Annotated in this window: 15 protein-coding genes and 1 pseudogene; 15 read left to right on the top strand and 1 reads right to left on the bottom strand. The window is 68.7% G+C overall.

Translation table 11 applies throughout. The features are described 5' to 3' along the window. Positions 1-4 precede the first annotated feature (4 nt). Complete coding sequence (locus AXA74_RS12705; protein WP_060833172.1) at positions 5-217, bottom strand: hypothetical protein; 213 nt, start codon at positions 215-217, stop codon at positions 5-7. A gap of 40 nt (positions 218-257) precedes the next feature. Here AXA74_RS12705 and AXA74_RS12700 point away from each other — a divergent pair, with 40 nt between their 5' ends. The 15 genes and pseudogenes from AXA74_RS12700 (at position 258) to AXA74_RS12630 (ending at position 11,952) form a co-directional block, all read left to right on the top strand. Next, positions 258-1,562: a DNA circularization protein gene (locus AXA74_RS12700; RefSeq protein ID WP_060833171.1), complete on the top strand. Its 1,305-nt coding sequence runs from the start codon at positions 258-260 to the stop codon at positions 1,560-1,562. Next, a complete protein-coding gene (locus AXA74_RS12695; RefSeq protein WP_126623601.1) occupies positions 1,555-2,634 on the top strand; it encodes a phage baseplate assembly protein in 1,080 nt (359 codons plus the stop codon). The genes AXA74_RS12700 and AXA74_RS12695 overlap by 8 nt, the downstream gene beginning before the upstream one ends. After that, positions 2,631-3,197, top strand: a complete 567-nt coding sequence (locus tag AXA74_RS12690) for a phage baseplate assembly protein V (RefSeq protein WP_060833169.1) — start codon at positions 2,631-2,633, stop codon at positions 3,195-3,197. The genes AXA74_RS12695 and AXA74_RS12690 overlap by 4 nt, the downstream gene beginning before the upstream one ends. Beyond that, complete coding sequence (locus AXA74_RS12685) at positions 3,197-3,640, top strand: phage GP46 family protein (protein ID WP_060833168.1); 444 nt, start codon at positions 3,197-3,199, stop codon at positions 3,638-3,640. Before AXA74_RS12690 ends, AXA74_RS12685 begins: the two co-directional genes overlap by 1 nt. Positions 3,641-3,651: 11 nt before the next feature. Further along, positions 3,652-4,704: a baseplate J/gp47 family protein gene (locus AXA74_RS12680; RefSeq protein WP_081093933.1), complete on the top strand. Its 1,053-nt coding sequence runs from the start codon at positions 3,652-3,654 to the stop codon at positions 4,702-4,704. Then, on the top strand, positions 4,689-5,315 hold the full coding sequence (locus AXA74_RS12675) for a YmfQ family protein (RefSeq protein WP_060833166.1): 627 nt from the start codon (positions 4,689-4,691) through the stop codon (positions 5,313-5,315). Before AXA74_RS12680 ends, AXA74_RS12675 begins: the two co-directional genes overlap by 16 nt. A gap of 2 nt (positions 5,316-5,317) precedes the next feature. Then, on the top strand, positions 5,318-5,587 hold the full coding sequence (locus AXA74_RS23910; RefSeq protein ID WP_181391112.1) for a hypothetical protein: 270 nt from the start codon (positions 5,318-5,320) through the stop codon (positions 5,585-5,587). A gap of 3 nt (positions 5,588-5,590) precedes the next feature. Continuing rightward, complete coding sequence (locus tag AXA74_RS12665; protein WP_060833164.1) at positions 5,591-5,938, top strand: hypothetical protein; 348 nt, start codon at positions 5,591-5,593, stop codon at positions 5,936-5,938. A gap of 50 nt (positions 5,939-5,988) precedes the next feature. Beyond that, positions 5,989-7,011 (top strand): phage major tropism determinant, encoded by a 1,023-nt coding sequence (locus AXA74_RS12660; protein ID WP_197723106.1) that lies wholly within the window; start codon positions 5,989-5,991, stop codon positions 7,009-7,011. A gap of 44 nt (positions 7,012-7,055) precedes the next feature. Next, a complete protein-coding gene (gene avd / locus AXA74_RS12655) occupies positions 7,056-7,370 on the top strand; it encodes a diversity-generating retroelement protein Avd (RefSeq protein ID WP_197723105.1) in 315 nt (104 codons plus the stop codon). 329 nt (positions 7,371-7,699) lie between these two features. Further along, entirely contained in the window at positions 7,700-8,746 is a 1,047-nt protein-coding gene (locus tag AXA74_RS12650; protein ID WP_060833161.1) for a reverse transcriptase domain-containing protein, read from the top strand. Next, positions 8,746-9,552 (top strand): DNA adenine methylase, encoded by an 807-nt coding sequence (locus AXA74_RS12645; RefSeq protein WP_060833211.1) that lies wholly within the window; start codon positions 8,746-8,748, stop codon positions 9,550-9,552. Before AXA74_RS12650 ends, AXA74_RS12645 begins: the two co-directional genes overlap by 1 nt. Positions 9,553-9,613: 61 nt before the next feature. After that, positions 9,614-10,048: pseudogene (locus tag AXA74_RS12640) on the top strand (type II secretion system F family protein); the annotation flags it as partial. A gap of 9 nt (positions 10,049-10,057) precedes the next feature. Next, positions 10,058-11,056 carry a type II secretion system F family protein gene (locus tag AXA74_RS12635; RefSeq protein WP_029581272.1) on the top strand — a complete coding sequence of 333 codons (999 nt, stop codon included), beginning with the start codon at positions 10,058-10,060 and terminating at the stop codon, positions 11,054-11,056. Between the two features lie 2 nt (positions 11,057-11,058). Continuing rightward, positions 11,059-11,952 (top strand): tetratricopeptide repeat protein, encoded by an 894-nt coding sequence (locus AXA74_RS12630; RefSeq protein WP_172899583.1) that lies wholly within the window; start codon positions 11,059-11,061, stop codon positions 11,950-11,952. Positions 11,953-12,056: the final 104 nt, after the last annotated feature.

Raw genomic sequence — 12,056 nt, 5'->3', positions numbered from 1 at the left:
CGGCTTAATCGCCGTTGGCGATGCGCTCGGCCGCCGCGTCTTTGACGCATTGGCTGTACATGGTGGCGGCAATGAGAAGCGGCACGCCAACGTACCAGCCCCAATGCAGATCCGGGTCAAGGTAGTAGAGGCCGCCGGCTGCGGCCGCGCCTACGGCCAGAGCAAGCAAGGCGAGCTTTTCGGTTTTCTTCAGGGCGGGCTTTTCGGTTTTCTTCATGGTGTTCCCCGTTTGGTTGCTGGTAACAGGATTTTAGTCCATGACGTGGCGTGAGCGCATCGACCCCGAAATGCGCGGGGCATATCGCGGCGTGCCGTTCTATGTGGAGCGCGCCGACACCAAGGGCGGCCGGCGCTGGCTGATCCACGAATACCCGCGCCGCGACAATCCCTACTCCGAGGACATGGGCCGCCGCGCGAAGGAGTGGCGCCTACAGCTGTTCGTCGCCGGCGACGACTACGACCGCGACCGCGACGCCCTGATCGAAGCCTTCGACGCGCCCGGCGCGGCCACGCTGGAGCACCCGTACCTGGGCAGCGTCATGGCCGTGGCCAGCGATGTGGGCTGGAGCGAATCAACCGCCGAGGGCGGCGTCTGCACGTTCCAGGTGACCTTTTCCGAGGCGGGCGAGGAGTCCTACCCGGCCACGGCCATGGACACCCAGCGCGAGGTCGGCCTGGCCGCCGACATCTTCGAGGGGTCGATCCTGGACGACTTCGCCGACAAGTGGAGCGTCGATGGGCTGCTCGGCTGGTCGCTGGTGGCCGTCGAGCGGGATCTGACCGCCGTGGTGCGCGGCATCGAGGACGTGGTGGGCGGCATCGCCGACCAGGTCGCAGAGTTCATCCGCTTCCCCATGAACGTGGCCGGCATCGTGATCGGCGGATACAACCGCCTGAAAGGCGCGGTCATGCGCCCCATCAACGCCCTGGACCTGTACAGCGGCCGCAGCCTGGTGGGCCGGTCCGATGATGACGACGGCGGCGCCAACGTCACGACGGGCCTGGCCGGCGACGCGGCGGCCGCCAGCATGGGCGCCCGCGTGCTGCTGTCGCCTGGCACGCCTGTACGCGCGGCGCGGCTGCTGCGCGAGACGGCCGAAAGCGCCGCAGCGGTGCCGCCGCCGGTGGCCGACACGCCGGAGCGGCGCCAGCGCGCGCAGAACGCGGTCGCTGCTCGGCAACTGAATGGCCGCGCGGCCGCGCTGACGGCGGCCCGCCTGGTCGCCGAGACCGACTGGCCGAGCCGGCAGGAAGCGCAGGCCGCTGGCCAGGACACGCTGGCCCTGATCGACGCGCAGATGGCCACCGAGGAGCCGATTAGCGACGTGGTCTACGGCGCCCTGGTGGCCCTGCGTGCGGCCGTCACGGCCGACCTGCGCGCCCGCGCCGTGGCGCTGCCTGGCCTGACCACGTACACGCCCCAGGTGACGCTGCCGGCCCTGGTGGTGGCGCACCGCCTGTATGGCGACGCGCGCCGGGCCGACGAGATCGTCATCCGCAACGGCGTACCGCATCCGGGCGCCCTGCGCGGCGGCATCGAACTGGAGGTATTGAGTGAGTAACCGAGAACCCGTGGTCCTACAGCTGGGCAGCGAGCAGCATCAAGGCTGGCAGGAGGTCCGCATCCGCATGAGCCTGGAGCAGATCGCTGACTCGTTCGAGCTGACGCTGACCGAGCGCTGGTCCGACGCCGGCCAGGTCCGCCCGGTGACGCCTGGCCTGGCCTGCACCGTGCATGTCGGCGACGAGCTGGTGGTGACCGGCTATCTGGACGAAGTGCTGCCCGACTACGACGCCGAAAGCCACACCATCGCCGCCAGCGGCCGCAGCAAGCCGGCCGACCTGATCGACTGTAGCGGCGAGGACGTGCGCCTGGATGGCCTGACGCTGATGCAGATCGCCGAGAAGCTGGCCAAGCCCTACGGCATCGAGGTGATCGACACCGTGAAGGCCACCAAGCCGTTCGCCGACTTCGCGCTGGAGGATGGCCAGCCCATCGCCGAGGCGCTGGAGCGGGCGGCGCAGATCCGTGGCGCGCGCATCGTGAGCGATGCCCAGGGCCGCCTGGTGATCGTTCACGCCGTGCAGCGCGAGATCGCCACGCCCCTGGTGCTGGGCGGGAACATTCGCAAGGGCAGCGGCGTGTTCAGCGAGCGCGACCGCTTCAACGAGTACATCGTGGTCGGGCAGACTCCCGGCAGCGACACCTGGAGCGGCAGCCAGGCCGCCGGCCCCAAGAGCAAGGCATCCGACCCGCGCGTGCGCGCCCCGCGCAAAACGCTGATCGTGTGCGACACGCCAGCCGATGCGGCCGACTGCAAGGCCCGCGCCGAGCTGGAGGCGCGTATGCGCTGGGCCAAGAGCCGGGGCGTCACCTACACGGTGGGCGGCTGGCGCCACGAGCAAGGCGTATGGCGTCCCGGCGACCTGGTGCTGGTGCAGGACGCCTACCTGGGCCTGGACGAGCGCCTGCTGGTGTCCGACGTGCAACTGATCGAGGGCGAAGGCGGCCGCACGGCCGAGCTGCGCGTGGCACCGCCGGCGGCCTTCGAGCCGGTGCCGGTGGCCGAGTCCGAGAAGAAGGCCAGCGGCAAGACTGCCACGAAGCCGTCGCCAGGCTGGGGGTGGGAATGACGGATCAACGTCGCGTATTGCAGCGCGTGGTCGGCCCGGTATGGCGCCGCCTGCGCCTGCTGTTGAGCCGGGGCGTGCTGGTGCTGGTCGATGACGCCCTGAAGCTACAGCGCGTGCAGGTGACGCTGCTGGGCGATGCGCCGGCCTGGGCCGAGCGGTTCCAGCAGTACGGCTACACCAGCCACCCGTTGCCCGGCGCCGAGGCCATCGTGGCGTCGATTAGCGGCGCGCGCGCGCACCTGGTGGCCCTGTCGGTCGATGACCGGCGCTATCGCCTGGTCGGCCTGGCCGAGGGTGAAGTGGCGCTGTACGACGACCAGGGGCAAAGCGTGCATCTCACGCGCGGCGGCATCGTGATCGACGGCGCCGGCAAGCCGGTGACCATCACGAACGCGCCGAAGGTGCGCGCCGAGACCGAGCTGCTGGAATGCACCGGCGAGATCCGGGACCGCTGCGACTCGGGCGGGCGTGCCATGTCCGAAATGCGCGAGACCTACGACGGCCACGACCATCCGGGCGACTCGGGCGGCACGACCGGCAAACCGAACCAGGGGATGGGCTGATGGATCTGGCGCTGCATTACGACCCTGCCGCCAAGGTGTTCGACCTGCTGCTGGACGGCGGCGACCTGGCCACGGACGAGGGGCTGGTGACCGCCGTGGTGCTGTCGCTGTTCACGGACCGCCGGGCGCTGCCCGAGGATCGGCTGCCCGATGGCGCCACCGACCGGCGCGGCTGGTGGGCCGATGTCTATAACCCGCGCCCGCACGGCTCGCGCCTGTGGCTGCTGTGCCGCGAGAAGGAGCTGGACTCGGTGCTGCGCCGCGCGCAGCAGTACGCCGAGGAGGCGCTGGCCTGGCTGGTCGAGGATGAGATCGCGCGCGCGGTCGAGGTCGAGGCCATACACCTGCGGCGCGGCGTGCTGCAACTGCTGATCGGCATCGTGCGCGGCGACGGCACCGTGCTGCAGCGGCAGTACGAGTACGTGTGGCAAAGCGCCGCATAAAGGAGGATTACATGGCGTTTAAACGACCCACATTGCCGGAACTGCTGGCGCGGATCGACCAGGATCTGCTGTCGCGCCTGCCTGGCGCCCAGGCCGAGCTGGCGGTGCGGATGACCAAGGCGCTGGCCGCCGCCGATGCCGGCGCGGTGCATGGCCTGTATGGCTACCTGCAATGGCTGGAGCTGCAGCTGTTCCCGGACACCTGCGACGACGAGAACCTGCATCTGCATAGCGCGGGCGTGCCGCGCCGCCCGGCGTCGCGCGCCGTGGGCCGGGCGCGCTTCCAGGGCAGCGACGACGCGGTGATCGTGGCCGGCACCACGCTACAGGTGGATGGCCGGGAGTACCGGACCACCGGGGAGGTCAGGATCGCCGATGGCCAGGCCGTGGCCGGCGTCGAAGCGGTGGAGACGGGCGCGGCGGGCGACCAGGACGCCGGTGTGCAGCTGCGCCTGGTGTCGCCGCTGCCTGGCGTGGTCGGCCAGGCCGTGGTCGATGAGGACGGCATCCGTGGCGGTGCCGACCTGGAGACGTTCGGCAGCTGGCGCGACCGTATCATGCTGCGCCGCGCGCGCGTGCCGCGTGGCGGCGCCGCCGGCGACTGGGAGGAGTGGGCGCTACAGGTGCCGGGCGTCACGCGCGCCTGGGAAGACCCGCTGGGCATGGGTCCGGGGTCGGTGGTGGTGCGCATCATGGCCGACGATGCCAGCGACGGCCCGCTGCCGTCGCAGCAGCTGCTACAGGCCGTGGCCGACCACATCGAGGCGCAGAAGAACGTCCAGGCGCAGGTGTACGTGGTAGCCCCTGAAACCGAACCGTTCACGCCGCAGCTGTGGGTGCTGCCCAACACCGAGGCGGTGCGTGCGGCGGCCGCACAAGCCCTGCGGGATCTGGTGGACCGCGAGGGCGAGCCAGGCGGCACGCTGCTGATAAGCCGCATCCGCAGCGCAATCAGCCTGGCGCCGGGGGTCGAGGACTACGACCTGCAATGGCCGACGGCCAACGTCGAGCATGGCACCGGCGTGCTGCCGGTATGGGGAGGGGCGCAGTGGATCGAGGACTGACCGACGCCGACTACCGGGCGCTGCTGTTTGCGATGCTGCCGCCCGGCGTGGTGTGGCCAACCGATCCAGACAGCCGACTACAGCGCGTGCTGCTGGGCATGGCCCAGGAGTTCGTGCGCGTCGATGCGCGTGCCCGGCAGTTGTTGGCCGAGGCCGACCCGCGCCAGGCGCGCGAGCTGTTCCCCGAGTGGGAGGCCAGCTACAGCCTGCCCAGCCAGTGTGCGCCGGCGGTGCAGAGCCTGGCCGACCGCCAGGTCGCGCTGATTGGGCGCATTGTCGGGCGCGGCGGGATGCGCGCTGCGGACTACATCGACATGGCCGAGGGCCTGGGCTACCCGGGCACGGAAATCATCGAGCAGCACGAAGCGACGATGGAGCTGGCCAACGGTGTCGGCCCGCGCGGCGCCGAGATCGGCGACCCGCTGAACGGCGAGGACTGGCTATGGGCCTGGGACGTGTTGGTGCCGTCCGGGGTGATTCGTGAGGCGGTGATCGGCGGGTCCGAGATCGGCGACCCGCTGCGCAGCTGGGGCGACGAACTGATCGAGTGCGCGCTGCATGAGGCCGCGCCGTCGTGGCTGATTTTGAACGTAGGTTATCGGGAGGCTTAATCATGGAAAAAGTAGGTGCCTTCACCGACCGGGTGACATCCGAGGGTGAATGGAGAAACGGAGACCCCGCCAGCAACGTGCGCGCCACGCCGATGCTGGCGGCCTGGTTCAACATGCTGCAGCGCGAGCTGCTGGCCATTCTGGCCGATGCCGGCATTGACCCCGACATCGCCGACGAGGCCCAGCTGGCGGCGGCCATCAATGCCATCGCGGATCGACGCTCGGTAAGCCGCGTCGATGGCGTGGCGGCTTTAACTGTCGAGGAGGAGTAAGACATGCAGGGAGTACCCCGCTACGGTCTGCGCACGCGCGCCGACTATGACCTGTTGCAAGGGCTGGCCGTCCAGGGCGAAATCCGCCCGCAGGGCGTGGCCACGCTCAAGCGGCACTGGGAGGGCCTGCTGGCCGGGCGCTGGACGTATGTGCATGACCGCGACCTGGCCGAGGGTGAGGCGCCCGACGGCGCCGAGCCGGAATACCGCGTCCTGGAAAGCCAGGACGAGGACGGCGACGTGCGCCGCGTGCAGATCAAGCGCATCGAAAGCCCCACGGCGGAAATCTTCCGTCTGGGCTTCACGGTGCAGGACGTGGAACAAGCAATTTCTGACCTGGAGGCGGCGTAATGGCGGAGAAGACCTACGCGATCCCGGCTATGGGCGCCGGGCATTTCAGCATGATGGGCGCAATCAGCGCGTCCGGCGCGATGCGCCTGGACGTGCCCGAGGGCATCGTGAACATCGGCGGCAACGGCAAGGGCTATGTGCTGCCGCCCAGGACGGACTGGGACCCCACCGAGGAGGGCAACCAGGACGGCTCGCTGGACGGCCTGGCGCTGGGCGATGACGTGTACCTGTACGCTGTCCAGGGCGACGATGGCCGCGCCGGCCTGGTGGCCAGCACCAACATCACGGTGCCCGGCGGATACACGGCCGCGACCAGCCGCAAGATCGGCGGCTTCCACTACGGCCGCGTACGCACCGTGGCCCAGCGCTACAACACCGCCATCGCGCCGGCGGTGCAGATCGTGCCGAACAGCGTGTGGGACTTGGGCCACCGCCCGACGTGCGACCCGACCGGCATGGTCGAAGTGGTGCCCGGCCGGCTGTGGGTGGACATCTACCTGAACAGCGAAGGCAGCGGCGTGTGGCCGGAAAACATCCCGGTCAGCCGCTACGGTGCCATGCCGCTGCGCGACGACGTGTATGCGCGTACCGACTTCCACCTGCTGGCCCGCAACGCCGGCAAGCGCCTGCCGACCGTCGAGGAGTTCCTGACCTACGCCGAGGGCGCGCCGCAAGGGGCCAATGGCAACAACGATACCGCGTGGGCTGCAACCACCAACACCGGCCCCACCACCGCCGGCGGCGTGGCCAAGGCGGTGTCCATGTTCAACGTGGTGGACGCGGCCGGCAACCTGTACGACTGGCTGGATAACCACCTGGATGTCGGCTTTGGGACGACGGCAGCCTGGAAGGCCGACATTGTCAACGTGGGCAAGGATGCGGCCCTGGCGCGCGGCCAGGTGTATTCGTATGTCTACGGGACCAACAACGCCAATAGCAGCTGGCGGTGCTTCATTGGCGGTGGCTACTTCGTCGACGGCGTGTACGCGGGCGCGCGCTCCCTGCACTCGTTTGCGTATCCGTGGAATGCGTCTGGCGCTGTGGGCCTGCGCTGCGTCTGTGACGCCCTGTGAGCGTGAACCCTGAATCGGCCCCGCGACAGCGGGGCCTGGTAATCGTGAACAAGGTGGAGCGGCTGATGGTGGATCTAGGGCCGCACATCGACAAGATCCCGCGTCACCAGCGATTCCGCTACGGCGCGCGCCTTGAGGAGGCGCTGTGGGAGCTGGTGCGGCGGCTTATCGAGGCGGCCATGTCCAACCAGAAAAGCAAGGTCTACCGGGCCGACGAGCAGGTGCGCTACATCCACGCGCTGCTGCGGCACGGCGCCGAGCGGGATCTGCTCGGCCCCAAGCGTGTGGGTGACGCGGCCGGCAAGCTGGCCGAGGTCGGCGCCATGCTCGGGGCCTGGCGTCAGCGATTGGAGGGATAGAGCAGTAAAGGGTGGGCCGGGTTTCGGCGACAGCTGGCGGTGCTTCATTGGCGGTGGCAACTTCGACGACGGCGTGAACGCGGGCGCGCGCTCCCTGAACTCGAATGCGAATCCGTGGAATGCGAATGGCAATGTGGGCCTGCGCTGCGTCTGTGGCCACCATTCTAGAGAGGGCGGCGACGGTGTCGCCGTCACCCAAGATCCCTACAGGGGGTCAGCCGGTCCGTCCTGGCCCTGCGCGAGCAGGCCGAATACGACGGTTCGGGCGGCGCGAGTAGCGCAAGCGAAAGCCCCGCCCGGGCGCTTATTGCAGAACAAGAGAAGGTGAGATGGGAAGACGAGGCAAGAATCTGATTGAGGAGATCATCGACTGGGACAACCTGGTCGAGGCGCACCGCCTGGCCAGGCGCGGCAAGCGCGACAGGTTCGACGTGGCCGACTTCGAGGGCCGCATGTGGGAGGAGCTGGGCGCGCTGCAAATGGAGATGCTGTGGGGCACGTACAGCCCCGGCCGGTATCGGTCTTTCCTGGTCTACGAGCCGAAGCAGCGCGTGATCCTGGCCGCACCCTACCGGGACCGCGTCGCCCAGCACGCCATCTGCAACATCTGCGCCCCGATCTGGGACCGGGGCATGATCTTCGACAGCTACGCCTGCCGGCCCGGCAAGGGCACACACCTGGGCGCGGCCAGGGTCGAGCGCTGGCTGCGCGGCATGGCCGCCACCGGCGACACCTGGGTGCTGAAGATGGACGTGAGCAAGTATTTCTTTTCGATCCGGCACGAGCTGGCCAGGTCCGTGGTGCGCGACAAGATCAGTTGCCCGGCCACGCTCAAGCTGCTGGATACCATCATCGCCAGCACGGGCGGATCGGGCGAGACTGACCCGGTGGGCATCCCGGTGGGCAACCTGACCAGCCAGTGGATCGCCAACCTGGTGGGCAACCGCATCGACCAGTGGGCCAAGCGCACGATGGGCCTGCGGCGGTACGCCCGCTACATGGATGACATGGTGGTGCTGGTGCGCAGCAAGCAGGAGGCGCTGGAGCTGCGCGACGCCTTCGACGACAAGCTGGCCAGCATGGGCTTGCGCTTCAGCAAGGCCAGCGTCCTGCCGGCATCGCGGGGCGTCAACTTCCTGGGCTACCGGATATGGCCCCACAAGCGCCTGCTGCGCAAAGACTCGGTGCGCCGGATGAAGCGCGCCATGCGCGCGATGCAGCGCGACTACGCCGAGGGCAAGATCAGCCTGGCGCAGGTCCAGGAACGCATCAATTCATGGGTCGCCCATGCGTCCCATGCCAACAGTGAGAGCCTGCGGCGCCAGATCCTGGGGTCCGTGGTATTCAGCCGAGGAGGCAAGGAGGCAGTCCGTTGATTCAGCACCGACCAATCATCCCCTGGATAGGCGGCAAGCGCCGCCTGGCGTCCGCCGTCCTGGACAAGTTCCCCGCCCATACGTGCTATGTGGAGGCGTTCGCCGGTGCGGCCGCCATCTACTTCGCCAAGGAGCCGTCCGAGGTCGAAGTGCTGAACGATGTCAACGGGGATTTGGTCAACCTTTACCGGGTGGTTAAGCACCATTTAGAGGAGTTCATCCGGCAATTCAAATGGGCCTTGAGCAGCCGCCAGATATACGAGTGGGAGAAGCTGACCAGGCCCGAGACGCTGACGGACATCCAGCGGGCGGCGCGCTTCTACTACCTGCAAAAGCTGTCGTTCGGCGGCAAGGTCGAGGGCCGGGTCTTCGGCAGCGCTACCACCACCGGCCCGCGTCTGAACCTGCTGCGCATCGAGGAGGATATGAGCCAGGCGCACCTGCGCCTGCAAAGCGCCTACATCGAGCATCTGTCCTGGGAGCAGGTGGTGGCCAAGTACGACCGCCCGCACAGCCTGTTCTACATGGACCCGCCGTACTGGATGACCGAGGGCTACGGGGTCGAGTTCGGCTTCGAGCACTACGAACGCATGGCCGAGCTGGCCAGGTCTATCAGTGGGTCGATGGTTATCAGCATCAACGACCACCCCGACATCCGCCGGGTGTTCGCCGGCCTGCACATGGACGTGCTGGGCATCAAGTACACGGTCGGGGGCGGTGCCGGCAGCGCGGCCAGGGAGCTGCTGATCTGGAACGACGCCTGCGAGCAGGGGCGGCGGGAAATTGGCCAGCAGGGGCTATTTTGATGCGGCGGGCATCCGTCGCAAACTAGATGGCGCGGCGTCGCAAAGCAGTTGGCGCGCTACAGCGGCCGACGATCCCTTGCTCGAAGTGCTGGAACGCGCCGACGCGCTGACGCGCTCGGGCAAGGACCTGGACAGCGCGCTGCTCATCGTCTCGCGGCAATACGGCCTGCAGGAGCTCTTCCTGGTGTCGTCGGTGATTTCGCTGGCCTTGCGCTTCGGCGGACGCAGCGAGCAGGTGCTCGAGCGCATGGCGGCCTTCATGCGCGACCTGGAGCAGGCCCGCGACGAACTGGTAGCCTTGTCGGCCGAGGTGCGTCTGTCGGCCTGGATACTGTCCTTGCTGCCCATCGGCCTGGCGCTGTTCATCATCATTTTCAACAACGACCTGTTCATGAATATGTGGCGCGATCCCGTGGGCTTCAGGATGCTGATGGGCGGCCTGGGCCTGCAGATCGCCGGCAGCTATTTCCTGTTCCGCATGGCGCGGGGCGTGTGAGGAGGGGCGATGGAAACCATGCTCAACGATCCAAGCGCCCGCTGGTTCCTGGTCGGCGCCGTCATCGCGATGATGATCGGCTGCCTCATCGTGAGCGTGGCGGTATTTACGCGCATCGGCCGGGCCGACCGCAATCGCGCCGTGATCGACCGCGCGCTGGCCGCGCGCGATGGCGCCGAGCTGCCGGCGCCGCAAGTCCCCAAGGGCGCCCGCCAGCGCGCCGCCGCCGTGACCGAGGCCGCCAGTTCGGCCGGCCTGAAACTGGGGCAGGGCAGGCTGGGAGAGTCGCTGCTGGCCGCCGAAGACCGCCGCCTGGCGGAGCTCTGCTTTCTGGAACAGGCCAGCCGCGTCAAGGGGCTGTTCATCATCGGCCGCGCGGTGCTGGCGGTGCTGCTGCCCGTGCTGGCCTGGCTGGCGCTGGACGACTTCCTGGAGAGCCGCGGCTTTCTGGCCTGGGTGTTTGCGATTTTCCTGGGGTTTGCCGTGGGCTGGATGCTGCCCAAGTGGTGGCTGATGCGGCGCTGGCGGCGGCGGCGCAAGGCCGCCGAGGACGAGCTGCCGCTGCTCATCGACCTGATGCGGCTGCTGCAGGGGGTGGGCCTGTCGGTGGACCAGAGCATCCATGTGCTGGTGAGCGATTTCCGCACGGTGATGCCGGTGCTGGCCTCGGAACTGCGGTACTCGGCCGAGCTGTATACGCGCGGGCGCAGCCGCGAACAGTCCCTGGGCCGGCTGGCCGTCGATTATGAGAACGATGATCTCACCGCCATCTGCCGGCTCATCGTGCAGGTGGACAAGCATGGCGGCGCGGTGCAGGAGCCGCTGGCCCGCTTCAGCGAGCGCGTGCGCGAACGCCGCAAGCTCGATCTCAAGGCCCATGTGGCGCGCCTGACGGTCAAGATGACCGGCGTCATGGTGCTGACGCTGCTGCCGGCCCTGCTGATCGTGACCGGGGGCGCCGGCTTCCTGGCGGTGATACGCGGCCTGTCGCGCATCAATGGAGGCTAGACATGAGGATAGGCAGACTCTCGGCGGCAGGCTTGGGGCTCACGCTTCTGGGCGCCTGCGCCAGCAACAATGTGGACACTGCCTGGCAGCTGATGCAGCAACAGCAGCAGGAGCAGGCCCTGATGCAGCAAAAAAGCGACGAGGCTGAACGCCAGCGCGCCATGGCTTCGCGTCCGGCCATGGCCCTGTCGGTGATCCGCGAGGCGCAGCAAAGCGGGCGCTATTTTGCATCGCTGGCCTATCTGGACGCCTATCGGCAGACCTACGGCGAGACGCCGGAAGTGCAGGTCATGCGCGCCGATGCCCTGCGCATGACCGGACAGGGCGAAGCCGCCGAGAAGCTCTACCGCAATCTGCTGTCCGGCGAGCAGGCGCCGGCGGCCTGGCACGGCCTGGGCTTGCTGGCCGCCGGCCGTTCGGATTTCGCCGGCGCGGCCGACGCGCTGGCGCGCGCGGCCGCCTTGCGGCCGACCGATGCCCAGTATCTGGGCGACCTGGGCTATGCGCGGCTGCGCGCCGGCGACCTGCAGGGCGCCCGCCTGCCGCTGGGCCAGGCCGCCGAGCTGGACCCGGGCAATGCGCGCATCCTGGGCAACCTGGCCTTGCTGCTGGTGCTGCAGGGCGAAGAGGGCGGCGCCCAGCAGGTCATGGCGCGAGGCCAACTGAGTCCCCAGGCCCGCAATCGCGTCTATCAGCTGGCCGCGGAGATCCGCCGCCCGGCGGCGGTCTCGGCCAGCGGCGGCCATGCCGTGGGCGCGCCCGCCGCGGGCGGGCCGGTGGTGCGCGCCGTTCCCGCCGGCCCGGTCGCCCTGCCGGCCGCCGAACCCGCCAGCGCGGTTCCCATGGTGCAGCGTCCTTTGCTGGACCGCCTGGCCAATCCCCCCCTGGTGCAATAACGCCGACGGAGATCCTGACGTGTCCCGATCCCTGAAATACTGCCTCCTGCCGGCCCTGCTGAGCTGCGTCCTGGCGCATGCGCAAACCCATGCGCCCCTGACCG

The organism is Bordetella hinzii LMG 13501 (assembly GCF_001548475.1).
Classification (GTDB): domain Bacteria; phylum Pseudomonadota; class Gammaproteobacteria; order Burkholderiales; family Burkholderiaceae_B; genus Bordetella; species Bordetella hinzii.
Note: the sequence above shows the minus strand (reverse complement) of the source record. Positions and strands in the feature narration are given on the sequence as shown.